The 24481-nt window shown below is 42.8% G+C and carries 25 protein-coding genes; 16 read left to right on the forward strand and 9 right to left on the reverse strand.

The genetic code is table 11. The annotated features are described in order from the left end of the window. Positions 1-267: 267 nt before the first annotated feature. From B7360_RS20765 to B7360_RS20775, 3 genes are all read right to left on the reverse strand, one after another. The gene (locus B7360_RS20765) at positions 268-1989 is read right to left on the reverse strand and encodes an ATP-binding protein (RefSeq protein ID WP_085344520.1); all 1722 of its coding nucleotides are present in this window, start codon (positions 1987-1989) and stop codon (positions 268-270) included. Further along, the gene (locus tag B7360_RS20770) at positions 1979-3160 is read right to left on the reverse strand and encodes an FIST signal transduction protein (protein ID WP_085344521.1); all 1182 of its coding nucleotides are present in this window, start codon (positions 3158-3160) and stop codon (positions 1979-1981) included. The genes B7360_RS20765 and B7360_RS20770 overlap by 11 nt, the downstream gene beginning before the upstream one ends. Before the next feature lie 113 nt (positions 3161-3273). Further along, positions 3274-3630, reverse strand: coding sequence for a hypothetical protein (locus tag B7360_RS20775; RefSeq protein ID WP_041852960.1), 357 nt, complete (start codon positions 3628-3630; stop codon positions 3274-3276). A gap of 257 nt (positions 3631-3887) precedes the next feature. Between B7360_RS20775 and ccoN the strand changes: the two genes are divergently transcribed. The 10 genes from ccoN to uspE all read left to right on the forward strand — a co-directional run bounded on the left by ccoN (position 3888) and on the right by uspE (position 12886). Continuing rightward, a complete protein-coding gene (gene ccoN / locus B7360_RS20780; RefSeq protein ID WP_005396488.1) occupies positions 3888-5315 on the forward strand; it encodes a cytochrome-c oxidase, cbb3-type subunit I in 1428 nt (475 codons plus the stop codon). A 12-nt stretch (positions 5316-5327) separates the two neighbouring features. Further along, entirely contained in the window at positions 5328-5948 is a 621-nt protein-coding gene (gene ccoO / locus B7360_RS20785; RefSeq protein WP_005377475.1) for a cytochrome-c oxidase, cbb3-type subunit II, read from the forward strand. A 9-nt stretch (positions 5949-5957) separates the two neighbouring features. After that, positions 5958-6131 carry a CcoQ/FixQ family Cbb3-type cytochrome c oxidase assembly chaperone gene (locus B7360_RS20790; RefSeq protein ID WP_005396487.1) on the forward strand — a complete coding sequence of 58 codons (174 nt, stop codon included), beginning with the start codon at positions 5958-5960 and terminating at the stop codon, positions 6129-6131. Further along, positions 6131-7105 (forward strand): cytochrome-c oxidase, cbb3-type subunit III, encoded by a 975-nt coding sequence (gene ccoP, locus B7360_RS20795; RefSeq protein ID WP_005377487.1) that lies wholly within the window; start codon positions 6131-6133, stop codon positions 7103-7105. Before B7360_RS20790 ends, ccoP begins: the two co-directional genes overlap by 1 nt. Before the next feature lie 105 nt (positions 7106-7210). After that, positions 7211-7687: a FixH family protein gene (locus tag B7360_RS20800; protein ID WP_046875302.1), complete on the forward strand. Its 477-nt coding sequence runs from the start codon at positions 7211-7213 to the stop codon at positions 7685-7687. Between the two features lie 4 nt (positions 7688-7691). Further along, complete coding sequence (locus B7360_RS20805; RefSeq protein WP_085344522.1) at positions 7692-10055, forward strand: heavy metal translocating P-type ATPase metal-binding domain-containing protein; 2364 nt, start codon at positions 7692-7694, stop codon at positions 10053-10055. 15 nt (positions 10056-10070) lie between these two features. Continuing rightward, positions 10071-10235 (forward strand): cbb3-type cytochrome oxidase assembly protein CcoS, encoded by a 165-nt coding sequence (ccoS, locus tag B7360_RS20810; protein ID WP_012841826.1) that lies wholly within the window; start codon positions 10071-10073, stop codon positions 10233-10235. A gap of 8 nt (positions 10236-10243) precedes the next feature. Then, positions 10244-10921 (forward strand): sulfite exporter TauE/SafE family protein, encoded by a 678-nt coding sequence (locus B7360_RS20815; RefSeq protein WP_085344523.1) that lies wholly within the window; start codon positions 10244-10246, stop codon positions 10919-10921. A 90-nt stretch (positions 10922-11011) separates the two neighbouring features. After that, positions 11012-11758, forward strand: a complete 747-nt coding sequence (locus tag B7360_RS20820; protein ID WP_005377497.1) for an FNR family transcription factor — start codon at positions 11012-11014, stop codon at positions 11756-11758. A 180-nt stretch (positions 11759-11938) separates the two neighbouring features. Continuing rightward, positions 11939-12886, forward strand: a complete 948-nt coding sequence (gene uspE / locus B7360_RS20825; protein ID WP_053807422.1) for a universal stress protein UspE — start codon at positions 11939-11941, stop codon at positions 12884-12886. A 125-nt stretch (positions 12887-13011) separates the two neighbouring features. Here uspE and ttcA read toward each other — a convergent pair whose 3' ends face one another. From ttcA to B7360_RS20845, 4 genes are all read right to left on the reverse strand, one after another. After that, entirely contained in the window at positions 13012-13905 is an 894-nt protein-coding gene (gene ttcA / locus B7360_RS20830) for a tRNA 2-thiocytidine(32) synthetase TtcA (RefSeq protein ID WP_005377502.1), read from the reverse strand. Positions 13906-14104: 199 nt separating this feature from the next. Beyond that, complete coding sequence (locus B7360_RS20835) at positions 14105-14767, reverse strand: DUF2987 domain-containing protein (RefSeq protein ID WP_074190133.1); 663 nt, start codon at positions 14765-14767, stop codon at positions 14105-14107. 13 nt (positions 14768-14780) lie between these two features. Then, entirely contained in the window at positions 14781-15617 is an 837-nt protein-coding gene (locus B7360_RS20840) for a glucosaminidase domain-containing protein (RefSeq protein ID WP_085344524.1), read from the reverse strand. Further along, positions 15610-16407: a hypothetical protein gene (locus B7360_RS20845; RefSeq protein WP_005396476.1), complete on the reverse strand. Its 798-nt coding sequence runs from the start codon at positions 16405-16407 to the stop codon at positions 15610-15612. The genes B7360_RS20840 and B7360_RS20845 overlap by 8 nt, the downstream gene beginning before the upstream one ends. A 401-nt stretch (positions 16408-16808) precedes the next feature. Between B7360_RS20845 and potA the strand changes: the two genes are divergently transcribed. The 5 genes from potA to B7360_RS20870 all read left to right on the forward strand — a co-directional run bounded on the left by potA (position 16809) and on the right by B7360_RS20870 (position 21959). Further along, positions 16809-17924, forward strand: a complete 1116-nt coding sequence (gene potA, locus B7360_RS20850; protein WP_012841830.1) for a spermidine/putrescine ABC transporter ATP-binding protein PotA — start codon at positions 16809-16811, stop codon at positions 17922-17924. Then, positions 17905-18765, forward strand: a complete 861-nt coding sequence (potB, locus tag B7360_RS20855; protein ID WP_012841831.1) for a spermidine/putrescine ABC transporter permease PotB — start codon at positions 17905-17907, stop codon at positions 18763-18765. The genes potA and potB overlap by 20 nt, the downstream gene beginning before the upstream one ends. Beyond that, positions 18765-19535, forward strand: coding sequence for a spermidine/putrescine ABC transporter permease PotC (gene potC / locus B7360_RS20860; RefSeq protein ID WP_005396472.1), 771 nt, complete (start codon positions 18765-18767; stop codon positions 19533-19535). Before potB ends, potC begins: the two co-directional genes overlap by 1 nt. A 107-nt stretch (positions 19536-19642) precedes the next feature. Further along, a complete protein-coding gene (locus B7360_RS20865; RefSeq protein ID WP_012841832.1) occupies positions 19643-20674 on the forward strand; it encodes an extracellular solute-binding protein in 1032 nt (343 codons plus the stop codon). A 247-nt stretch (positions 20675-20921) separates the two neighbouring features. Next, on the forward strand, positions 20922-21959 hold the full coding sequence (locus tag B7360_RS20870; RefSeq protein WP_005396470.1) for an extracellular solute-binding protein: 1038 nt from the start codon (positions 20922-20924) through the stop codon (positions 21957-21959). Between the two features lie 90 nt (positions 21960-22049). Here the strand turns inward: B7360_RS20870 and cobB are convergent, their stop codons facing one another. After that, positions 22050-22781: a Sir2 family NAD+-dependent deacetylase gene (gene cobB, locus B7360_RS20875; RefSeq protein ID WP_005396469.1), complete on the reverse strand. Its 732-nt coding sequence runs from the start codon at positions 22779-22781 to the stop codon at positions 22050-22052. A gap of 118 nt (positions 22782-22899) precedes the next feature. On the opposite strand from cobB, the gene B7360_RS25055 reads away from it, so the two are divergent. Next, positions 22900-23073 carry a hypothetical protein gene (locus B7360_RS25055; protein WP_012841833.1) on the forward strand — a complete coding sequence of 58 codons (174 nt, stop codon included), beginning with the start codon at positions 22900-22902 and terminating at the stop codon, positions 23071-23073. A gap of 32 nt (positions 23074-23105) precedes the next feature. Here B7360_RS25055 and B7360_RS20880 read toward each other — a convergent pair whose 3' ends face one another. After that, positions 23106-24326, reverse strand: a complete 1221-nt coding sequence (locus B7360_RS20880) for an ammonium transporter (protein WP_085344525.1) — start codon at positions 24324-24326, stop codon at positions 23106-23108. Positions 24327-24481: the final 155 nt, after the last annotated feature.

Below are 24481 nucleotides of genomic sequence, written 5' to 3' on the forward strand. Positions count from 1 at the left end.
TTTTTCCACTTCATGAAATAGAAGATGCCTTATGGAGCTTGGGATTGGCGGACTCACTCACTCACGCACCTAACTTCAACCCAGAATAGTTAAATGATAAGTGCTCGTACGCCAAATGTTGCCAATGAGCACTCCTATTCCCCTGTGGATTTGAAATTTAAGGTCTCTAGCATAACCATTAAACATAATGGCTATTTACCATAAAATACTTAATATAGATCTTAATAATCTATCGATTGTTAAGATCTATATTAATGTTTTTTCTACTTACAGAAATGGCTGTATAGCTTCAAAGATATCTTGTCTTCGAACTGGTTTGGAAATGAATCCATCCATACCTGCGTCAAGGCATTTATCTCTATCACTTTCTAGCGCATGAGCGGTTAATGCGATGATTGGAGTCTTGAAGCCTTTATCTCGGAGAAGCCTTGTTGCAGTAATCCCATCCATCACTGGCATCGAGACATCCATAAGAATCAGGTCGATTAAATCCTCATTTTCCTCTAAGAACGTTAATGCTTCTGCTCCATGACTTGCGATATGAACATTATGACCAAGCTTATTTAAAATAAGCTTTATTACAAACTGATTCGACTCGGTATCTTCGACTACGAGAAGATCCATCGCTTTTATTGGTTGGTTGTTTTCTATTTTAACTGGACGATTTTGATTGCACCGAGTTAAAACGGGAATCTTAATAGTAAATGTTGAGCCGACATGCTCGTCACTTTTAACGATAATCTTGCCGCGCATCATTTCAACTAAATGCTTGGTTATTGCTAGCCCTAGTCCTGTACCACCAAAGCGTCTCGTGATGGAACGATCACCTTGATGAAATGCCGTAAATAGATGTTCTTGCTTGGCTTTAGATATACCAATTCCGGTGTCTGATATTGAAATTACAAGCTCGGAGTCTTGCTCAGATACTGAAACTTTTACTTCTCCTTCATCAGTAAACTTTATTGCATTCCCAATAAGATTAAACAGGATTTGAGATAATCGCGTAGAGTCAATCCAAAACTGTTTGTCGGTAGTTACCATGCAATTGAGTTTAAATTGAAGGCTCTTCTTCTTAGCTATTTGTTTTTGTTGAGAAATAACAAAAGTGACAGTGTCTCTTAAATTAACCCACTGCTCATTGAGTTGAAAGCGACCTGATTCAATTTTTGAGAGGTCAAGGATGTCGCTGATAATCGCGAGAAGCAACTCCGCTGAGCATTCCATTTGGCTCAGGGCATCGATTTGCTCTTCTGATAAGGTGGATTGTTTCAGAATATCGAGCATTCCAAGGACGGAATTTAGAGGGGTTCTAATTTCATGACTCATCATCGCTAAGAATTCTGACTTTGAGCGATTTGCAAGCTCTGCTTCTTCTCTTGCTTTAGCAAGCTGAGTTGTTCGCACTTCAACAATACGTTGTAACTTCTCTTTGGTCTCAATATCGATGACAGCCCTCTCAATTAAAGGCCGAAAGCGTCTTAAGGTTTCCTTATTTTCTATGCTAAAGTGCCCTTTCTTAGCACCAATAAGTAAGATGACCGTTTGTGTTACTTCTGAACGTATGCCCGTTAGGACTACCGAGTTTACATGGCTTTTTATAAAGCTGTTCAGGTTAATAAACTCCGCAAGCCTATCTGGTTCGAACAGCAGAATACATTCGCCATTCAGCGCCCTCTCAGATGCGTTACCGTGTAACCAAGATATGTTATCAAATACACTATTTGTCGATATCAACGTTTTGAAGGGGCACCTCTCATCATCACGAGTTAGAACGATAAAATCATCAAAGTTGATGTACTTCTTAAGGACATTATTTAATCCCGTAAATATCTCGTGCCGGTTTTTTGCTTCACTCATCGCGGATATCGCTGAAAGAATAGCTTTATTCTCATCGGCGAGCAGTCGCTCTCTTTGCCTAGCCTGTTTTAGTTCGACTAACGCTTCTTGCAGCGCTTCCTGTTGGTATATGTCTAAGTATTTATCTTTCATAAGGTTTATGGAATATCGCTGATGAAATCATCAGGTTTCCATGTCCATTCTCACCACCAATAAATCTACCTTGCTCACCAAAAGTAAAAGGGCAAATAAAAGGTAACTGTTCTAGTTCTTGGTTAATTTGTTCACAAACGCTATTCATGTCTTGCATTAAGTGCAACATAGGACCTGCGCAAAAGATGTTTATCACCCCAATTTTTCGAGATTCTTCTAATTTTTGATTAAAGGCTGCATTTACAACTTTAGCGGCGCGTGCAACGAGGTGTTCTCTGCTTCCTTTCATCAAAGTGAGTTCATCACCCTCTTCTATTAGTGTAAATAGCTCAATTCCTCCATCTCGCGTCTCACGAATTGGATGGGACAATTTGTAATATGGACGCTCATAGAGGTGGCCAGCGACACGCCCTAGTGGATAAGCACTCGAGTTTGTAAATAGCAGGTTGTTTTTACCTACTTGGTTATCTTGATGGTTTGTCCACTTTCTATAAACATTGAGGGCCGGTTCGTCATCAATTTCTAGCAAGCACCTATCGTTAGTTTTGGTTGCAACCCCTTTGATATTGGTTGGAGTGTGCCCAGCACTAAAAGCAATATCAACAGGCTGTGAGGAGTAAAATAATGTCAGACTTAAACCTGCAGTTTGAGATCCTTGGGTGGTAATGACAGACCATTTTCCCGTGATATGATTATCAGCGGCTGAACCACCAATAATTGGGATCAGCGTACCAAACCTTTCATCTATAGATGCAATGATTGATTCCTCTTGCCCTGGAGTTGCATGAAGCAGTATTAAGTTTGGCACTTCTCCTACGCGGTTAGCGTTCTCAAGAGCCATATCTAAGGCTCTAGTTACACTGTCACCTGAATCATAGTTAGAAATACCAGTGCCATAAGCATGAGGGCCTGAGTCATAAATTGCGAGCGCCGCAATCACTGGGCCCGTATGAAACCCCTGGTCTGTCATTACTGCTTGGCATGAACTGGCGCCATGAAAAGGCACACCGGGAAAATGTTCAAGAAACGCTTCTCGAATTAACTCGAAGTCGTACTCTTCCGTGTAGTAGCACATCACGTAAGACAAGTTCTGTTGTGTCAGTTCGGACCTAAGCGTTTCTATCGCTGAGTCTTCATCTTTAATATGAGTAAAAACTGATTGGCAATGCATACGATTTTATAATTGGGTATCACTCTGCTGTTATACCATTCCAACCAATTTTCTCTAGGTAAGAAGGTGAAAATTTCATTAAGAAGTTGCGATTATCTCGTGACAGATCGTATTTACAATTGAACTACAACAATGTTTTCGCCTTTTTTAAAGGTGATTTTTTTTGATTCAGGCATTGTGTCCCATTCTATTTTCTTATGCTCTCGATCGAGATTGATAAATTCGCCAGATTGATTTGGATCAATTTTTAGAGTGCTACTTTTTATCGTTTCGAGCGAAATTCCCGTTGAGTCACGATTAATTGTGATTATTTCACCTTCAATTGTTACATCGCATCGTTCTTTTTGTGAACAGTCAATGCTAGTAACGCTCTCGTGTGTAAAGGTACGCCAGAAAAATGCGCCTATTAACACACTGAGCATGATTAAGATTTGTGCAAGTCGCGCCTTTGTTAACTTTTGTGCAGGCATAATTACTAATATCCTTGTTACAAACTTCAAACTTTTTAAATAAAAAATGATTTCCAGGGGGCCAGTAAGGTTACTACCCTGTCATTGAATTGTTAATTCAAGTATAGTGTCACGCTGAAAATGCCACTTTTTATTAAAGTCAGCAATGGAAATAAGGTGATGATAACACTTGAATTCTAGAGTTTACTTGGGTGGTGTTACGACGCAAGTCGTGTTGGAAGTAAAAGTGTAGTTAATTAGAAATTGGAAGCATGCAAATGAGCCAAGTAAAGCAGCTTGAACAAAACTACAACTATACAGTCGTTCGCCAATTTACCCTTGTGACCATTTTATGGGGCATAGTTGGTATGGCTGTTGGTGTTTTGATTGCCGCTCAATTAGTTTGGCCACAGCTAAACTTTGATACGCCGTGGTTGACGTACAGTCGCTTACGTCCACTGCATACTAATGCGGTAATTTTTGCGTTTGGTACCAGTGCTCTGTTCGCAACGTCTTATTATGTTGTACAGCGCACATGTCAAACACGTCTTTTTGGTGGCCCACTCGTTGCCTTCACCTTTTGGGGTTGGCAAGCAATCATCCTGGCAGCAGCCATTACTTTGCCTCTCGGTTTAACATCGGGTAAAGAGTATGCTGAGCTAGAATGGCCTATTGATATCGCAATTGCGCTAGTATGGGTATCATATGCGGTGGTGTTCTTCGGCACACTGGTGAAACGAAACACGTCACACATATATGTGGCAAACTGGTTCTTCGGTGCCTTTATTATCACAGTAGCAGTACTTCACATCGTGAACAGCATGGCTATTCCTGTGTCACTTGGTAAATCTTACTCGATTTACTCAGGCGCAGTGGATGCGATGGTTCAGTGGTGGTATGGACACAATGCGGTAGGTTTCCTACTCACCGCTGGTTTCCTAGGCATGATGTACTACTTCGTTCCTAAACAAGCTGAACGTCCTGTTTATTCTTACCGTCTATCTATCGTTCACTTCTGGGCGCTTATTTCTCTATATATTTGGGCAGGCCCTCACCACCTTCACTATACAGCGCTACCGGACTGGACTCAGTCTCTAGGTATGGTGATGTCGCTGGTTCTATTTGCTCCTTCTTGGGGTGGTATGATCAACGGTATTATGACGTTATCTGGTGCATGGCATAAGCTTCGTTATGACCCTATCCTACGTTTCCTAATCGTTTCTTTGTCATTCTACGGTATGTCTACCTTTGAAGGTCCAATGATGTCGATTAAGACAGTTAACGCACTTTCTCACTACACAGACTGGACCATTGGTCACGTTCACTCTGGTGCGTTAGGTTGGGTTGCGATGGTTTCTATCGGCTCTGTATATCACTTAGTACCTCGCCTATTTGGCCAAGAGCGTATGTACTCTGTTGGTCTCGTGAATGTGCATTTCTGGCTAGCAACAATCGGTACCGTTCTTTACATCGTTGCGATGTGGATCTCTGGTGTAATGCAAGGTCTGATGTGGCGCGCGGTTAACTCTGACGGTACGCTAACTTACAGCTTTGTTGAGTCTGTAGAAGCGTCTTATCCGTTCTACTTTGTACGTTTCTTAGGTGGATTTATCTTCCTATCTGGTATGTTCCTAATGGCATACAACACGTACAAAACGGTAAGTGCACCAAAAGAAAGCCTAAAAGCTATCCCACATCCGGCATAAGGAGATTTAAGAATGAGTAATAATTCTAATAATCGCCACGAAATCTTAGAACGTAATGTCGGTTTGTTGGCTATTTTTATCGTGTTTGCTATCAGCTGGGGTGCTCTTGTAGAGATCACTCCTCTGATTTTCCAAAAGCAAACGACTGAACCTGTAGAGAATCTGCGTGCTTACACTCCTCTGGAGATGGAAGGTCGTGACATCTACATCCGTGAAGGTTGTAACGTTTGTCACAGCCAGATGGTTCGTCCTTTCCGCTCAGAGACTGAACGTTACGGTCACTACTCTGTTGCTGGTGAGAGTGTTTGGGAACACCCATTCCTTTGGGGCTCTAAGCGTACAGGTCCGGATTTAGCTCGTGTTGGTGGTCGTTATTCTGATGAATGGCACCGCGTTCACCTACTAGATCCTCGTGAGCTTGTGCCTGAGTCAAACATGCCAGGTTTCCCGTGGTTAGCTGAAAACGTTTTAGACGGTAAGCTAACTCAGAAGAAACTTGAGCTATTTCGTGATCAGTTCGGTGTTCCATACACTGATGAAGAGATCGCGAATTCGGCTAAAGAAGTAGAAGGTAAAACAGAGATGGATGCAATCATCGCTTACCTTCAGTCTCTTGGTCATGCAATGAAGTAAGGGGATCATATGGATTTCGGTACAATTCATAGTATTTATACCGTTGTACTCTTCGCTAGTTTTATCGGCATCGTATGGTGGGCATTTAGTAAAAAGCGTAAAGCACGCTTTGAAGAAGATGCCAACTTGGTGTTTGCTGACGAAGAACAAACGACCCCAAATAACCAAGGAGTGAAGAAGTAATGACTACATTCTGGAGTCTCTGGATTATCGTGATTACTGTCGGTACGCTGGTAGGCTGTGCGATTCTCCTGACTTGGTGCGCTAAAGATAAAATGGGCGTCGAGGAAGGGGAAGACATGGGCCACGAGTACGATGGTATTCGCGAGCTAAACAACCCTCTACCAAAGTGGTGGACTTACCTGTTTGTAAGCACATTTGTGTTCGCAGCAGTTTACCTTGCCCTATTCCCAGGTCTAGGTAGCTTCAAGGGCTTTTTAAACTGGCAGAGTTCGGCTCAAACCGTTCGCTCACTAGAAGAGTCAAAAGAAGCCATCGCTGCAGCACAAGAGAACAAGCAACTAAACCAATATGCAAAAGAACTGGATGATGCCGACGCTTACTTCGGCGAAGCATTCCGTAAACTCGCGCACAATGACAGTGGTCTACGCCCAATTCCTGAAATTGCGCAAGATCCTGAAGCATTAAAAGTTGGCCAACGTTTGTTTTTGCAAAACTGTTCTCAATGTCACGGCTCTGATGCTCGTGGTCAGAAAGGTTTCCCTAACCTAACTGATGATGCATGGCTATACGGCGGTGAACCAGCTGCAATCGTAACAACCATCATGCATGGCCGTATTGGTCAAATGCCAGCATGGAAAGATGCGCTTGGTGAGCAAGGTGTCCAAGAAGTTGTAAGCTACACACTTAGCCTATCTGGTCGTAAAGTGAATGCTCGTGAAGCAGCGGCAGGTAAAGCACGTTTCGTCGTGTGTGCAGCTTGTCACGGTACTGATGGTAAGGGTAACCCTGCAGTCGGTGCACCTGATCTTACAGACCAAGATTGGCTATTTGGCGACTCTCGTGCAGCTGTAACCGAAACCGTAATGAACGGCCGCTCAGGTGTAATGCCCGCGTGGAAAGACATTTTGGGTGAAGATAAAGTTCAGCTCGTTGCCTCTTATGTCTGGAGCTTAAGTAACTCAGAGAGTAAGTAACTGAGATATTAAGTAACATAGCAATAACAGCCCCTTTCATAGGGGCTGTCTTTCCTTTAAATTTAACGCCTTACATTTTTTCATTTAGCTGTTGAGAACTTTTTTATGGTAAAGCCTTGGTATAAACAATTTTGGCCGTGGTTCCTAATCATCCTTCCTCTTACTGTCGTAGTTTGGACTGTGATTACTGTGGTCGTTTTCTCGAACAACTCTGTTTCTTTAGTCGCCGAGGATTACTATAAAAAAGGCAAAGGCATTAACATCGACATTAGTAAAATGAATGTCGCTCGTGACCTAGGTCTTAACGCAGAGATTTCTTCTGAAAATAACAATGTTGTGATTGTTTTCGCTAAAGGGAAGCTATCTCATTACCCTGCTCTAACGGCCACTTTCACTCATCGTACTCTTCCTGATCGTGACTTTACAAAGCTCGTAACGGCGGATGCATCTGGTAATTACCGCCTAACGGCAGAAGAATCTATTCAAGGTCCTTGGTTTATCGAACTACAACCACATGACCAACAATGGATGATCCAAGGTAAAGTTGAATTTCCTGCCTCGTCAACACCGTTAATGAAGTAAGCATATGTGTGAATCCTGTTATCACTGTGGTGAAGATGTACCAGCCAACACGGATTTTAAAGTTGATATACTCGGTGAATCCCGCAAGATGTGTTGTCCTGGCTGCGAGACGGTTGCTCAAACCATCGTAGACAGCGGCTTAGTATCCTACTATCAATATAGAACTGCGCCTGCGGAAAAATCAGATTTAGTACCAGAGCAACTCCAAGCTTTAATTCATTATGATAATGAAGATGTACAATCAGAATTTGTGCGAAATCGTGAAAATGTCTCTGAAGTAACTCTTTCTTTAGAAGGCGTTTCATGTGCAGCTTGTGCGTGGTTAATCGAAAAGCAAGTCTCTAATACGGCTGGGTTAGTGTCTATCCGCGTGAATACAACCACTAACCGCGCATTACTAGCCTGGGACAAAACTCAGGTGCGATTAAGTGAGCTCCTATCTGTCATTCATAAATTGGGTTATAAAGCCGCACCATTTGAAGCTGATAAGCAAGAAGCCTCTTATCATCGAATGATGAAGCAATACTTATACAGATTAGGTATTGCTGGTTTAGCTACCATGCAAGTTATGATGCTAGCCGTCGCATTGTACCTAGAAGTTTTTGGTGACCTAGAACCGGAGTTTAAAAATTACTTTCGTTGGGTAAGTCTGATCTTTGCTACGCCAGTCCTACTCTACTCTGCTCTTCCGTTTTACTTAAATGCGTGGCGAAGCATCAAAGGCCGAACCCTCGGTATGGATGTGCCTGTCTCGATTGCACTTATTTTTGCCTACGTAGCCAGCTTAATAGCAACCGTTACAGAACAGGGCGAAGTCTTCTTCGAATCGATTTCAATGTTCACTTTCTTCCTATTGGTTGGACGATTTTTAGAGATGCGAGCGCGTCGCAAAGCCGCAGCGGCGAGTGGTAACCTTTTAAAGTTGATCCCAGCGATCGCCACGACGCTGGATGGCGAGCAAATACCAGTGAAAACTCTAAAAGTTGGTGATCGTATTCGCGTCCTTCCTGGTGAACATATCCCAGCTGACGGCAAAGTTATTTCGGGTCGTATTCATATTGATGAATCCATGCTAACGGGTGAATCCGTACATGTTGTGAAACGAGAAGGCGATGCGGTTTATGCAGGAACACTAAACGGTGATGAGTCATTTGAGCTAGAGGTCATGAGTTGCAAAGCCGACTCAATGATTTCCAATATCGTGCGTTTACAAGATGAAGCTCAACACTCCAAACCTAAAATCGCAGAAATTGCAGACGTTGTTGCTCGTTACTTTGTTGGAGCGATTCTTATTATTTCTGCTGGTACTTGGTTGTACTGGCATCAAACAAAACCAGATGATGCGTTTTGGATCATGCTATCCGTGTTGGTAGCCACCTGTCCATGTGCCCTATCTCTTGCGACTCCAACTGCTCTCACCTGTGCTACCTCTCGTATGGGAAACTTTGGCATTTTGCTTCGTAAAGGTCATGTGTTCGAGACGCTATGTAAGATCAACCACTTAGTTGTAGATAAAACAGGTACTCTAACGAAAGGCGATATTGAGATCTGTGATACAAAAGTGTTGAGTGATCTTCCAAAAGAAGATTGTCTCTCTCTAGCCGCGGCATTAGAAGCTCATGCAAACCATCCTATCGCTCGCTCTTTTGCAAGTTACGCCAATGATGACTTTGTTGTGTATGAAGTGCAAAACGTGATTGGTTCAGGGATTGAGGGGATCTGGAATGGCAAAGTCGTTAAGATAGGCAGTGCGGCTTTTGTTCAAGGCAAGGAAAGCGAAGAAAGCCACGCGGTCTATCTTTCAGTTGATGGCGAGCATGTCGCTAGTTTTTACTACCGCGACCCTATCCGAAAAGAAAGCAAAGCCTTTGTTCAACGTTTTGCCGACGCTGGAATTAAGACAACGCTGCTAACAGGTGACTCTCTCTCAAACGCTCGACCTGTAGCGAATGAAATTGGTATCGATCACGTCGTTGCGTCAGCAAAACCAGAAGACAAACTCGCGTACCTTAAGAGTCTTGATGAAGACAGTATCACAATGATGGTTGGCGATGGCATCAATGACGCACCTACTCTCGCCGGAGCTCATCTTTCTGTTGCAATGGGCGGTGGTACGGATGTCGCTAAAGCATCTGCAGATATGACGTTACTTGGGGATAATCTCGAAAAGCTACTAGAGGCACGTTTGCTTGCACTGCGTACAAGAAAGATTATTCGAGAAAACTTGGCTTGGTCTTTGGGTTACAACCTGTTAATTTTGCCTTTAGCTGTCGCTGGTTTAGTGGCTCCCTACATTGCAGTAGTTGGCATGTCTGCAAGCTCAATTATCGTTGTATCTAACTCTTTGCGCCTGCTCAAAGAGAAATAAGTAGAGAAAGCAAACATGGAAAGTCTTTATATATTGATTCCCATCGCTATCGTTCTCGTTTGTGTTGCTGTTGCCGTTTTTCTTTGGGCAGTAAGAAGTGATCAGTTTGAAGATCTAGAACGACAAGGACATAACATTCTTCTTGATGAAGAAGACAAATCTAATAGTGATAAAAAATAGCAACCTTTATGACTCCTGACTTTATTGGTGCTTTGATGATCGGCCTCGTCGGGGCCGGTCATTGCATGGGAATGTGTGGTGGTATCGCGTCTCTGCTTACCATGGGCTCTTCTACAAGTAAAAGCTCCCCCCTTATTCCACTCTTCTACAACCTAGGGCGATTGAGCAGCTATGCCGTAATCGGTGCATTAGTAGGCGGAGCAATATCAGGTTTATCTGAGCTAAGTGGATTAACGCATTCTCTTGCTTGGTTAAGGCTGATTGCCGCACTGTTCATGATTCTGGTTGCGCTTTATATTGCTAGATGGTGGCAAGGTTTACTGTTAATAGAAAAGTTAGGACAGCACATTTGGCGCTTTATCTCACCTGCTGGTAAGCGTTTGTTGCCATTAAAGCGCCCTCTTCATGCTTTACCATTTGGCTTCATTTGGGGCTGGTTACCATGCGGCTTGGTTTATTCTGCGCTAACTTGGTCGGCGGTTTCAGGCAGCGCAATAAACGGTGGTCTTATTATGCTCGCGTTTGGCCTCGGAACACTTCCGGCAATGCTAATTATTGGATATGGTGCCAACCATTTTCAGAAATTACAAAAATCGTTAATATTTAGAAATATTTCAGCATTAATCCTTATTGGGTATGGTTCGTACACTGCTGTAGGAGCTTTAGAGTTACTCGGTTTCATATAACGTTAAACTCTATTGAGGTGACATTTTTGCTACCCTTTAGGATTAAGCGATGCTAAAATATTGATGTATATCAAATAGTGAAAGGTTGTTATGATTTCTGAAAAACCTGCAACAAAGCGTATCCAATCAGGCGGTTGCGCCATTCATTGCCAAGATTGTAGCATTAGTCAGCTGTGTATCCCGTTCACTCTGAATGAGGCAGAACTTGATCAGCTTGACCAAATCATCGAACGTAAGAAGCCTATCCAAAAAGGACAAGAGCTTTTTAAGGCTGGTGACGAGCTAAAATCTCTGTACGCTATCCGCTCTGGTACCATCAAGAGCTATACGATCACAGAGCAAGGTGATGAGCAAATCACAGCGTTTCACTTGGCCGGAGACCTAGTTGGTTTCGATGCCATTACAGGTGACTCCCACCCTAGCTTTGCTCAAGCGCTTGAAACGTCGATGGTATGTGAAATCCCATACGAAATTTTAGACGACCTATCAGGTAAAATGCCTAAGCTTCGCCAGCAAATTATGCGTTTGATGAGTAACGAAATTAAAGGTGATCAGGAAATGATTTTGCTTCTTTCTAAAAAGAATGCAGAAGAACGTCTAGCGGCTTTCCTATACAACCTATCAACTCGTTTTTCTCAACGTGGCTTCAGCCCTAGAGAGTTTCGTTTAACGATGACTCGTGGTGATATTGGTAACTATCTTGGTCTTACAGTGGAAACAATCAGTCGCTTGTTGGGTCGTTTCCAGAAATCCGAGATCCTAAGTGTAAAAGGTAAATATATCACTATCTTAGACCACGATGCATTGATGGAACTTGCTGGTGTAACTAAAGAATAATACACCCCAATTATTGATGTAGCTCGAAAATGAGCTACATCATATTTCTCATAAATTCCTTTCGAAAGTCCTCAAAAAGTTACCCAAACTAAGCTACAGTAAAAATGTACGGTAAGTACTCCAAAATACTGATTTAATTTATATTCAGTATCTGGTTTTGCAATAGAAGTGGGCTTAGTTATGAGTATATACAGTAAGATCCTTGTTGTAGCTGACATCAATAATGATGAGCAGCCCGCACTTGCAAGAGCTGTTCAATTAGCTCAAAAAAGTGTATCTAGAAGCCGAATCACTTTCTTTTTATCCATTTACGATTTCTCTTATGACATGACGTCAATGCTATCAGTGGATGAAAGAGATGCTATGCGTCGAGGTGTTATCCATCAACGTGAGCAGTGGATGCGTAAAATTGCTCAACCTTATCTAAACGATGGCTTCGACTTTGATGTATGTGTCGTCTGGCACAACCGTCCTTACGAAGCAATTATCGCTGAGGTCTATGCAGGCAGCCATGACCTAGTCATTAAAGGCACACGTAAGCACGACGTGTTAGAATCTGTGATTTTCACTCCGACCGATTGGCACTTGTTACGTAAATGCCCTATCCCAGTACTTCTGATTAAAAATGCAGATTGGCCAGAACAAGCAAGCATTCTTGCCTCGGTGCACGTAGGCTCTGAAAATCCAACTCATATTGATCTCAACGATGCCATGGTCGAGCGACTAAAAGAAGTCACCACCCGACTGGATGCCAAACCATACCTTGTTAATGCGTATCCCGTTACACCGGCGAACATTACCATTGAACTTCCTGAGTTTGATCCAACGACTTATACCGATGCCGTTCGAGGTCATCACTTAACTGCGATGAAAGCATTACGCCAAAAACACGGCCTTGATGAAGAGCAAACGATTGTTGAGCAAGGCTTACCTGAAGATGTCATTCCAGCAGCAGCAGAGCGCTTGAATGCTGCAATGGTTATTTTAGGCACCACAGGGCGAACCGGGCTTTCTGCTGTCTTTATTGGTAATACAGCTGAGCACGTGATCGATAAAATAAATTGCGATGTATTGGCTCTAAAACCAAAAGGCTACATTAGTCCTCTTGATCCAAACACAGCAACCTAATCTCTCTTTATGAGCGCTTTCAAACAGACGCTAATAGATCCCCCTAATAAAGGGGGATTTTTGTTTGGGGACAGTTAAAGCGTTGAATACAAAAAAGGAGGTCTAATTGACCTCCTTTTTACGAGTTAGATGTTCGTAACATCGATGAACATTGATTCATCAATATTCGTCGAAGAAACGACAGCCTCATTAAATTCATACTCTTCGCGGTTACCTTCGCGATCTAGCGGTAAGTTAACAAAGTCGAACAATTCGCGGTCTGCTAGTTGGCTTGGGCTTACGTTTTGAATTGATTTAAAAATCGCTTCCACACGCCCTGGCGTCTTCTTATCCCATTCAATCAACATTGCTTTTATAGATTGACGCTGAAGGTTCTCTTGAGAGCCACAAAGGTTACACGGAATAATTGGGAAATCCTTGTGTTCAGCGTATTTGATCAGATCTTTTTCACGACAGTAAGTTAATGGACGAATGACCACGTTACGACCATCATCAGAGCGTAGTTTTGGTGGCATCGCTTTAAGGCGAGAGCCGTGGAACATATTCAAGAACATTGTTTCGACAATGTCATCCATGTGATGACCTAGCGCAAGCTTAGTTGCACCAATCTTCTCTGCAAATGAGTACAGCGTACCACGTCGCAGGCGCGAACACAGACCACAAGTGGTTTTGCCTTCTGGCACCTTCTCTTTTACGACGGAATAAGTGTCCTTATCGACAATATAGTAAGGGATATTCAGTGTTTCGAAATACTCTGGCAGAATGTGCTCAGGGAAGCCCGGTTGTTTTTGGTCTAGGTTTACCGCAACCACTTCAAATTTGATTGGCGCAGCTTTCTGAAGATTCAACAGGATATCAAGCATCGCGAATGAATCTTTACCACCGCTAATACATGCCATCACAACATCGCCTTCTTCAATCATGTTGTAATCAGTAATGGCATTTCCAACATGTCTTCTCAGGCGTTTCTGAAGCTTGTTGAATTCTAGGGTTTCTTTTCTTGTATCTATTTGGTTCATTGCGGGCTCTCACATCGCCGATAAATCGACTAGGACTTCCTAACATGGGTTTCTTTGGGGCGTGGATTATACGAGCTTTTTACGCAGGATTAAATGCTTGTCTTATTGAGTCTTTAAGAAAAGAGTGTGAAAGATACTTTAGTTACGGTCACAAATGAAAAAAGAGCCGCAATTGCAGCCCTTTCTAAACTCTCAGTGTTCACTTCTTTGCGTTAGGCAGATAAGGTAGCACTCGCATCGTCGGTTCTGGTAGTGTCATTGTGCCACCTTGCCCTATTTCACTTAGTGCGACTTGTATCTTGCCATTGACAATTGGCTTTTCGGTTCCGTTTGAGAAAATCACTTTATCATTCAGTTGATTTGCAAACTCCATCGTCACACCTTGAACTTCAGGTGTAAACCAACCCGCAAACATACCGCCTAAATCTTCCAGCATCGTCTGCATTTGAGGTAGAAGAGGCTTAAGTTGCTCGTAAGAAACGTTACCCTGTAATGGTTCTTTGGCCATCACGACAAGTGAGTAATCGCAGCGAGTATCTTTTGGAGTATCGACAAAAACCAACGGATTCGCTGACTTTAAGTTTTTATCGACTGGCAGAGGCAACTCTTGTGAAGCAGGGATAACAAACTCTTCATAGTGCTCTTCTTTTTCCATCCAAGCTTTTTCTATTGTACAAATTTGCTTAGTTTTCGCGTCCACAAAGAAGACGCCAACTTTCACGTCATCATGCCCTTCTTTATTGTTGTTTTTGAGTTGGGTGTATAACTTTGAGTATGTGAACATGTACTCTTGAGCTTGGGTTATTGGCGATACAAGAATTAGCGCCGCACTTCCCAATAGACTTAGGCTTAACTTTTTCATTTTATCCGTTATTTTATTGTGTCCAGTAGGCGTTATTATGACGAATCATAGCGCGAATATCGTGTACATAAGCAATGCCACGTTCAGAATATGCTAGCAATCCATGAGTTAACTCTGACGCCGTTGCGACCGATAACAGGTCTTTGTTCTTTTCGGCTAGAGAAGCTCTGATTTCACGCAGTTCAGCATACGCTGGGTTTCGATTAACATTCATAAAGTAGCCATGAACCGACTGCTGTACAGAATCGAATTTTTCAACTTCATGAGCTTTGCCTGCGCCACGTTGCGCAGGAACAATTCCACAACCCTTTTTATAACACCATTGGCCGAACAAGTTGTTAGCTTGAGTGGCAAAACGAGAAGTGCCCCACGCAGATTCATTTGCTGCTTGAGTTAGAACCAGCGCTTCTGGTAAGACATTCACTCGCACAAGCATTTCACCCAACCACGCGTGATCGACTTTGTTGTCGCTCAAAGGCAAAGAATACAGAGCCGCTAGTCGCTGAGCGTACTCTTCTTGCTCTTGAGTGATTTGTCCCACCTTTAAAGAAGTAAGAAACGCTCGTTCATGGCGAATTCGTTGATTCTCAAGTGCTATTTTAGGCCTTAAAAAATCAAAAAACGCCGCTTTTTTCTCTTTGGTGTCTTTTATTGCGTTGAAGTCAGGGATATCACCAATGTGTGGCAAATGAGACAAATCGACATGCTTAATTGTCCCGGACAGCACATCAGGATTCTCAACATATTTAAACTGTTGCTCGTAGTGTAAATACGGTCCAATAGAAATGAAAGTGGCGGCTATACAGGTAGCCGCCACTCGTAAACTTATTGATTTTAAAGAATTAGGCATCAAACACCTGTGAGTTACCATCGTGATCATTGTCGTTTTTCTGTGTTGCAACGATCTTGAGCTTAATTCCAAACATTTCGCGGTAGAGTATGCCTTTCAAATGAAAGAAGAATGGCAACACAAAAATCAAGCCAATACCGTAGAACATCGCAGCGATAATAAACATCAACATCACGCCTAAGTAAAGCCCTGCGACGACAAAAATCTTCTTGTTAATAGCGCGAAGTGATAACAATAGCGCCTGCATTGGTGGCACTCTTTTTTCACAAATCAACAAGATAGAGTGACTAAACGCTAAAGAAAGATACAGGGACAGTAGAGGGAAGATCATACCAACTACGCCTTGCAGCATTAGGCTCATCAGCGTTGCTAGGATCACGGGAATAGTAAACTGCAGCCCTTTACCTACATGGCGCAATTTAGTCTTTAAGCCCGCGATATGGCTCATGGCCATCAAGCTGATCCCTGCATAAATTGGGGCGCTGATCACCTCATAACTAAAGTTCGCGACATAAATAGAAGACACAATATCGTTAGTGAATGATTCTGGATTCTCAAATGCATCAAGAATAACGGTCAGATCACCCAACTGCAGTTGTAATGCGATATAGAAAATACCTAACTGGACAAAAAGCAATACAATAATAGCAGGAGAAAAGGATAAAAAGTGCTGGATGGTTGCTCGCCAAGCTTCATTGAAAACAGCCCCAGCTTTAAGCTCGTAGTTGCCAGACAAAGCTCGCTCTACACTCCCCCCAAGATTGAAATCTTTCTCAAAATCGTCGTTCATAGTTTATCCAAGATTAACTTGTAAAATTTTCACTGGAATTCCAGTCAATTAATGTGGCCGTTATTATAAAGAAATCTTTCCACATCTAACATCACAACTCACGTACTATCCTTGCAATCTCAACTGTATGGTTGATAATTAACCACTCACAAGGTTATGAAATTGAAAACAATTATTGTACAGAGCTTAGTGCTATCAAACTGTGTTTAAATGCCAATTAATCTTATAAAAACAGTATGGTAAGGAATGATGACTTTTTCCTGCAAAATTTTTTCTGTTTCAAGATAAGAAAATGCTTTAATTTCACAATTTTGGTGATTATGATGCGCGCCTCAAAAGTGAATGGCTAGTGTCACATCAGCTGGGATTATCCCAGCTTGAACGTGGGGGAAATACAGACGTTGAACGCAAAACCGCAAGCAGGAAAGCCAGTTATTCGTTTATCTGGTATTAGTAAAAGTTTCGATGGTAAGGAAATCATCGGTAATTTAAATCTGGATGTTAATCATGGTGAGTTTCTGACGATTCTTGGGCCTTCTGGTTGTGGTAAAACGACAGTTTTACGAATGATCGCTGGTTTTGAAGCGGCAGATAACGGTCAAATCATTTTGGATGACCAAGATGTAACACAGGTTCCTGCTGAGCAGAGACACGTCAACACGGTATTTCAAAGTTACGCACTGTTTCCACACATGACCGTATATGAGAATGTCGCTTTTGGTCTTCGTATGCAAAAAACGCCTGCAGCAGAGATTGAACCAAGAGTAATGGAAGCATTACGTATGGTTCGTCTAGAAAAAATGGCACAGCGTAAACCGCACCAACTTTCTGGTGGCCAGCAACAGCGTATCGCAATTGCTCGTGCAGTTGTTAATAAACCAAAAGTACTTCTGCTCGATGAATCGCTATCGGCACTGGACTACAAGTTGCGTAAACAAATGCAGATCGAGTTGAAGCAGCTTCAGCGTCAACTTGGTATTACCTTTATCTTTGTAACACACGACCAGGAAGAAGCCCTATCGATGTCAGACCGCATTATCGTGATGCGTGATGGCGTTATCGAACAAGATGGCTCTCCGCGTGAGATTTACGAAGAGCCTAAGAACCTGTTTGTTGCTCGCTTTATTGGTGAGATCAACGTATTCAATGCAACCATGCTAGAGCGCATCGATGACAAACGCATCCGCGCAGAAATTGAAGGTGTTGAATCCGTCGTTTACTACGATAAGGAAGCACAGAAAGGCGACAAACTACAAGTACTACTTCGCCCTGAAGACTTACGTATCGAAGAAATCAAAGAGTCTGAAGAAAAAGGCATTGTTGGTCACGTAACTGAGCGTACTTATAAAGGTATGACGTTAGATTCTGTTATCCAATTGGATTCAGGTATGCGTGTAATGGTAAGCGAATTCTTTAACGAAGATGATCCTGATGTGGACCACTCACTTGGCCAGAAAGTCGCTATCACTTGGGTTGAGAGCTGGGAGGTAGTACTCAATGATAAGCAAGAAGATTAATCTTCAGAACGCGATCATTGCCTTAATCGTAGGCTGGCTAACACTGTTTGTGTTGGTACCAAACGTGATGATTATTGGTACCAGTTTCTTAACGCGTGATGAAGCAAACTTAATCGAAATGACATTCACTTTCGACAACTACTTGCGTCTGCTGGACCCACTGTATGCGAAAGTGCTGATGCACTCGTTCTACATGGCAATTGTGGCAACGTTGTTGTGTTTAGTCATTGGATACCCGTTTGCTTATATCGTAGCGAAAATGCCTGAAAAATGGCGTCCGTTTATGCTGTTTTTGGTGATCGTACCATTTTGGACGAACTCTTTGATTCGAACTTACGGATTGAAGATTGTTCTCGGTACACAGGGCATTTTGAACAAGTCGCTGATGGCAATGGAAATCATCGACAAGCCGTTGCGTATTATGTATACCGAAACGGCTGTAATGATTGGTCTTGTATACATCCTACTTCCTTTCATGATTCTGCCGCTTTACTCGGCAATCGAGAAGTTGGACAACACTTACATCGAGGCAGCAAAAGACCTCGGTGCGAACAAGCTCCAAACCATTACTAAAGTGATTCTACCTCTGACAATGCCTGGCATTATCGGTGGCTGTTTGTTGGTTCTACTACCTGCGCTGGGTATGTTCTACATCTCAGATCTTCTAGGCGGTGCGAAGAACCTACTGATTGGTAACGTAATTAAGAGCCAAGTATTGAACGCTCGTGATTGGCCATTTGGTGCTGCGACCAGTATCGCCCTCACCTTCGCAATGGCTGTAATGCTTTACGCTTACTACCGAGCAGGCAAATTATTGAATAAGAAAGTGGAGCTAGACTAATGGGACGCACAGTTAGATTTAGCTTTATGGCGTTGGTTTATGCATTTTTGTATCTGCCAATCGTTGTACTAATCGTAAACTCATTTAACGCCAATAAATTTGGTATGAAATGGGGTGGTTTCACCACGAAATGGTATGAAACCCTAGTCAACAACGACAGCCTAATGCAGGCTGCATGGCACTCATTGAACGTGGCGGTATTTTCTGCAACAGCGGCTACTATTATTGGTAGCTTAACAGCTGTTGCCCTATTCCGTTACTCGTTCAAAGGCAAAGGTGCTGTAAACGGCATGCTGTTTGTCGTAATGATGTCTCCAGATATTGTCATGGCGATTTCATTACTTGCTCTGTTCCTAGTATTAGGCGCACAGCTGGGCTTCTTTACTCTATTGATTGCCCACATCACCTTCTGTTTGCCATTTGTGGTGGTAACCGTATACAGCCGCTTAAATGGCTTCGATGTGAAGATGTTGGAAGCAGCAAAAGATCTTGGTGCAAGTGAATGGGTTATCTTAAAGCAGATCATCCTTCCTCTTGCAAAACCAGCAGTTGCGGCAGGCTGGCTGCTTAGCTTTACCCTGTCTCTGGACGACGTAATTATTAGTTCGTTCGTAACAGGTCCAACGTATGAAATCCTACCATTGAAAATTTACTCGATGGTTAAGGTGGGTATTTCACCGGAAGTGAATGCTCTTGCAACGGTCATGTTGGTGGTTTCTTTGATTCTTGTCGTAATTTCTCAGTTGCTCGCAAGAGAAAAAGTAAAGTAAAATCCACATCCGTTAACATCACGAAACAGAATGGTTACATGCCATTCTGTTTTTCTATCTACCGTCCAAAAATGATTTGGACAACGTTTGGTTTGGAGCTAACGTCAATGAAAAAATGGGCTACTCTATTAGCTGGTAGTGCATGTGCGCTTTCTCTGTTCTCAGGTTCAGCAGCAGCGGACGATAAAGAATTGGTATTTATGAACTGGGGGCCTTACATCAACAGTAATATCCTAGAGCAATTTACCAAAGAAACTGGTATCAAAGTGATCTACTCGACTTACGAGTCGAATGAAACTTTGTACGCAAAGCTAAAAACTCATAACCAAGGTTATGATCTAGTGGTACCTTCAACGTACTTCGTAGCAAAAATGCGCGATGAAGGTATGCTACAAAAGATCGATAAGACTAAGCTGAAAAACTTCGGCAACCTAGATAAGAACTATCTAGACAAGCCTTACGATCCAAATAACGACTACTCTATTCCACACGTTGTTGCGATTACAGGTCTAGCGGTTAACGCAGATATGTACGATCCAAACGACTTCCAAAGCTGGGCAGACCTATGGAAGCCTGAGCTTGAAGGTCAAGTAATGCTGATGGACGACACTCGTGAAGTCTTCCACATCGCACTTCGTAAACTCGGCTATTCAGGCAACTCAAAAGACCCTAAACAAATCGATGAAGCGTACGCTGAGCTACAAAAGTTGATGCCAAACGTTCTAGTTTTCAACTCTGACAACCCAGGCGCACCTTACATGTCTGGTGAAGTGGGCGTTGGTATGCTTTGGAACGGCAGCGCTGCAGCTGCTCAAAATGAAGGCCTAAATCTTAAACTCGTATTTCCTAAAGAAGGCGGTATCGGTTGGGTTGATAACTTCGCTATCTCTTCCGGTGCGAAGAACGTAGAAGCAGCTCACAAGATGATCGACTTCCTACTACGTCCAGAAATCGCAGAGCAAATCTCACGTGATACTGGTTACTTAACAGCGGTAGAGGAATCGAACGCTAAGTTTAAAGATGTTGCACCGCTATTTCCTTCTCAAGAAGATCTTGATCGAGTGGAATGGCAAGATGCGGTTGGTGATCTAACCGTTAAGTACGAAGATTACTTCCTAAAGCTGAAAGCGGGACAGTAATCGAGCTTGTGTAACAAGTCATCGACTAAAAGAAAATAGGCAGCAATACGCTGCCTATTTTTGTAATTGACTGATATAATTATGCGTTGCTAGGTTTATCTGGCTCGATGTCTAGTTTTATCTTCTCACAAAGCAGAGATACAGCCCTCGAGCTAAATAAACAGATTTGTGCTTACTGCGATTTGGATCAACTTGATAACTCCAGCTAGTATTGACTTGTCCAATCGCGAAACAAAACGGAAAACAAATGAAAAGTAAATTCTACGCAAGCGCTCTATGTGCAGCGACGCTCATCGCTACCCCTGCAATGGCTGCTGATCAAGAACTGTATTTCTACAACTGGTCGGAATACATTCCAAACGAAGTTCTTGAAGACTTTACAAAAGAAACTGGAATCAAAGTTATTTACTCTACATATGAATCTAACGAGAGTATGTACGCAAAACTTAAAACCCAAGGTTCTGGTTACGACTTGGTAGTACCGTCTACCTATTTCGTCTCTAAAATGCGTAAAGAAAGCATGCTGCAACAGATCGACAAAGAGAAATTGTCTCATTTTGCCGATCTTGATACTAACTTCCTTAACAAGCCGTTCGATCCGAACAACAACTACTCTATCCCTTACATTTGGGGTGCGACAGGTATTGGTATCAATGCTGACATGCTAGACAAATCATCTGTTACTAAGTGGGATGATTTTTGGGATAGCAAGTGGGAAGGTCAACTAATGTTGATGGATGATTCTCGCGAAGTATTCCACATTGCATTGACTAAGCTTGGTTACTCACCAAACACGACTAACCCAGAAGAAATCAAAGCCGCTTACGAAGAACTGAAAAAGCTAATGCCAAACGTATTAGTATTTAACTCAGACTTTCCTGCAAACCCTTACCTAGCGGGTGAAGTTTCACTTGGTATGCTTTGGAATGGTTCTGCTTACATGGCTCGTCAAGAAGGCGCGAACATCGACATCATCTGGCCAGAAAAAGGAACGATCTTCTGGATGGACAGCCTGGCAATTCCAGCTGGCGCGAAGAACGTTGATGCGGCTCATAAGATGATTGACTTCTTACTGCGCCCAGAAAACGCAGCTAAGATCGCACTAGAGATTGGTTACCCTACTCCAGTGAAAACGGCACACGAACTGCTACCTAAAGAATTTGCTAACGATCCAAGCATCTTCCCACCACAAGAAGTGATGGACAGCGGTACTTGGCAAGATGAAGTTGGCGAAGCGAGCGTAATGTACGATGAGTACTTCCAAAAGCTAAAAGTGAACAACTAATTCGTTAGTTTTAAAGATATGAAAAAGCGGCTCATGAGCCGCTTTTTTTGTTCTTAATGACAAGACAAAAGCTCTCCTCTGTGAGAATTATTACGCTCTTTCTTTTCCTTCTAGAGCCAGTATCTCGTCAACTAATTTTGGAACCTCGACGCTTGCTTTTCCGTAGCGTTTTTCCTCAAATTCACTTTCTACCGCACTAGGCTCGAGGTTAATTTCGATGGTGTGCGCGCCATGCATTTTTGCATCATGAACAAAACCTGCTGCGGGATATACGACGCCAGAAGTCCCGATAGAAATAAATAAATCTGCTTCTTCTAATGCTGCGTAGATATCCCCCATTCGTAGTGGCATTTCACCAAACCAAACAATATGTGGTCGCATTTGTGAAGGGATCTGACAGCAATGACAAAGCTCACCAGTCTTAATGTCTTCACTATGTTCTATAACTTGGTTTGATTCACTGCATCTCGCTTTTAAAAGCTCACCGTGCATATGAATGACGTTATGGCTGCCGCCTCTTTCGTGAAGGTTGTCTATATTTTGAGTGATGACCGTCACTTTACCTTCTAACTCGGTTTCTAGGCGGCCCAGTGCCTTATGCGCGGCATTCGGCTGTATCGCATTGTCTTGAAGTTTCTTGCGGCGTTGGTTGTAAAAGTCTTGAACAAGGTCCGGATCGCGAGCAAACCCTTCAGGTGTTGCTACATCTTCAATACGGTGATTCTCCCAAAGGCCATCTTGCGCACGAAATGTTTGAATACCAGATTCGGCCGAGATACCTGCACCAGTAAGTACTACAATATTTCTATAAGGGAAATTCATAACTCATCCTTGCTGTTTTTTCATTAGCTTAACACTGAAAGAATAGCAACAGTAGTAATATGGATTAGACCATGGTCGTAATGGTCACTATTAGAATTACAATTTAAGAGGAACAGCAATGAGACAAGTATCTCTAGCGCTTATATTACTTACGACTTTAGCAGGTTGCCAACTAACCAATGTTGAAGGCGAAGTGGACGACGTAAAAGTAAGAGTCAGCACCAATGACGATAACCATCGTGGTAATGGAGATTTCTGTCCACCTGGCCAAGCAAAAAAAGGCAATTGCTAAAAGAGCGGCTTTACGCCGCTCCCACATTGGCCTCAATCCTCGTTGGTAGAAGATATTTTATGAATGGCTAGGTCAGCGCCATTGAACTCGTCTTCTTCTGAAAGCCTTAGTCCCATACTGGTATTAATCGCGCCGTAGACTGCAAGTGCCCCAAGCACAGCGATGGAAATGCCCAAAAGCGTTCCTAGAAGCTGAACAATAATGCTCACGCCACCTAGCCCACCCAACGCGCTTTGACCAAAGATCCCCGCAGCAATACCACCCCAAGCGCCACATAAACCGTGTAAAGGCCAAACCCCTAGCACATCATCAATCTTGGTTTTGTTTTGTAGGTAGGTAAAAAGATAAACAAATAGCACGCCAGCAATCGCACCTGTCACTAAAGCACCGATAGGATGCATTAAGTCTGAACCCGCACATACAGCAACCAAGCCAGCCAGTGGGCCATTATGAATAAAGCCGGGGTCATTCTTACCAGCCAACAATGACGCGACAATGCCTCCGACCATTGCCATCAATGAGTTCATAGCCACCAAGCCACTTATACCTGACACGGTTTGAGCTGACATGACGTTGAAGCCAAACCAACCCACACATAAGATCCAAGCTCCCAAAGCCAAAAACGGAATATTCGAAGGTGCAAAGTTGGTATGCTTTCCTGCTCGAACTCTGCCTTTTCTCATGCCCAAAAACACAACGGCAACCAACGCTATCCAGCCGCCAACACCATGTACAACGACTGAACCTGCAAAGTCGTGAAAGCCATAACCAAAGGTACTTTCAAACCAAGCTTGAACACCAAAGTTTCCGTTCCAGATCATTCCCTCAAATAACGGGTATACGATGCCGACAGTGAAAAATGTTGCGATTAGAATCGGATAAAAACGAGCTCGCTCTGCGATACCACCTGAAACAATAGCGGGAATCGCTGCAGCGAAGGTCAGCAAGAAAAAGAACTTCACCAACTCGTAACCATTGCCTTGAGATAATGTCTCAGCATCAGCAAAGAAGGTGCCGCCATAAGCGACCCAGTATCCAATGAAAAAATACGCAATGGCGGAAATACCGAAATCGGCCAAGATTTTAACTAAAGCATTAACTTGGTTCTTTTGGCGCACGGTTCCTACTTCAAGAAAAGCAAAACCAGCATGCATCAAAAAAACCATGATTGCGCCAAGTAGTAAGAAAAGTGTGTCGGAACTTTGCGTGAGAGTTTGTACAGCGCCGTGTACCTGATTGGCAGTTACACTCATTATGATTGTCTCCGTTGATCTGTAGCGCACTTATCCTGTGCATCAAAGTTAGGCTCATCACCAATTTGGTGAACTTAATTTATAGAGCGTCTAACAGAGCAATTCTCATTCCATAATTTACATTTCTAACACTTACACTTTAATTTATTGTTTTG

This window comes from Vibrio sp. ArtGut-C1 (assembly GCF_002105475.1).
In the GTDB taxonomy this organism is placed as follows: domain Bacteria; phylum Pseudomonadota; class Gammaproteobacteria; order Enterobacterales; family Vibrionaceae; genus Vibrio; species Vibrio diabolicus.

Excerpts from the sequence above, each read along its gene's own strand:
- B7360_RS20765 (WP_085344520.1), bottom strand. The coding sequence starts at position 1,989 with ATGAAAGATAAATACTTAGACATATACCAACAGGAAGCGCTGCAAGAA.
- B7360_RS20770 (WP_085344521.1), bottom strand. The coding sequence starts at position 3,160 with ATGCATTGCCAATCAGTTTTTACTCATATTAAAGATGAAGACTCAGCG.
- B7360_RS20775 (WP_041852960.1), bottom strand. The coding sequence starts at position 3,630 with ATGCCTGCACAAAAGTTAACAAAGGCGCGACTTGCACAAATCTTAATC.
- ccoN (WP_005396488.1), top strand. The coding sequence starts at position 3,888 with ATGAGCCAAGTAAAGCAGCTTGAACAAAACTACAACTATACAGTCGTT.
- ccoO (WP_005377475.1), top strand. The coding sequence starts at position 5,328 with ATGAGTAATAATTCTAATAATCGCCACGAAATCTTAGAACGTAATGTC.
- B7360_RS20790 (WP_005396487.1), top strand. The coding sequence starts at position 5,958 with ATGGATTTCGGTACAATTCATAGTATTTATACCGTTGTACTCTTCGCT.
- ccoP (WP_005377487.1), top strand. The coding sequence starts at position 6,131 with ATGACTACATTCTGGAGTCTCTGGATTATCGTGATTACTGTCGGTACG.
- B7360_RS20800 (WP_046875302.1), top strand. The coding sequence starts at position 7,211 with ATGGTAAAGCCTTGGTATAAACAATTTTGGCCGTGGTTCCTAATCATC.
- B7360_RS20805 (WP_085344522.1), top strand. The coding sequence starts at position 7,692 with ATGTGTGAATCCTGTTATCACTGTGGTGAAGATGTACCAGCCAACACG.
- ccoS (WP_012841826.1), top strand. The coding sequence starts at position 10,071 with ATGGAAAGTCTTTATATATTGATTCCCATCGCTATCGTTCTCGTTTGT.
- B7360_RS20815 (WP_085344523.1), top strand. The coding sequence starts at position 10,244 with ATGACTCCTGACTTTATTGGTGCTTTGATGATCGGCCTCGTCGGGGCC.
- B7360_RS20820 (WP_005377497.1), top strand. The coding sequence starts at position 11,012 with ATGATTTCTGAAAAACCTGCAACAAAGCGTATCCAATCAGGCGGTTGC.
- uspE (WP_053807422.1), top strand. The coding sequence starts at position 11,939 with ATGAGTATATACAGTAAGATCCTTGTTGTAGCTGACATCAATAATGAT.
- ttcA (WP_005377502.1), bottom strand. The coding sequence starts at position 13,905 with ATGAACCAAATAGATACAAGAAAAGAAACCCTAGAATTCAACAAGCTT.
- B7360_RS20835 (WP_074190133.1), bottom strand. The coding sequence starts at position 14,767 with ATGAAAAAGTTAAGCCTAAGTCTATTGGGAAGTGCGGCGCTAATTCTT.
- B7360_RS20840 (WP_085344524.1), bottom strand. The coding sequence starts at position 15,617 with ATGCCTAATTCTTTAAAATCAATAAGTTTACGAGTGGCGGCTACCTGT.
- B7360_RS20845 (WP_005396476.1), bottom strand. The coding sequence starts at position 16,407 with ATGAACGACGATTTTGAGAAAGATTTCAATCTTGGGGGGAGTGTAGAG.
- potB (WP_012841831.1), top strand. The coding sequence starts at position 17,905 with ATGATAAGCAAGAAGATTAATCTTCAGAACGCGATCATTGCCTTAATC.
- potC (WP_005396472.1), top strand. The coding sequence starts at position 18,765 with ATGGGACGCACAGTTAGATTTAGCTTTATGGCGTTGGTTTATGCATTT.
- B7360_RS20865 (WP_012841832.1), top strand. The coding sequence starts at position 19,643 with ATGAAAAAATGGGCTACTCTATTAGCTGGTAGTGCATGTGCGCTTTCT.
- B7360_RS20870 (WP_005396470.1), top strand. The coding sequence starts at position 20,922 with ATGAAAAGTAAATTCTACGCAAGCGCTCTATGTGCAGCGACGCTCATC.
- cobB (WP_005396469.1), bottom strand. The coding sequence starts at position 22,781 with ATGAATTTCCCTTATAGAAATATTGTAGTACTTACTGGTGCAGGTATC.
- B7360_RS25055 (WP_012841833.1), top strand. The coding sequence starts at position 22,900 with ATGAGACAAGTATCTCTAGCGCTTATATTACTTACGACTTTAGCAGGT.
- B7360_RS20880 (WP_085344525.1), bottom strand. The coding sequence starts at position 24,326 with ATGAGTGTAACTGCCAATCAGGTACACGGCGCTGTACAAACTCTCACG.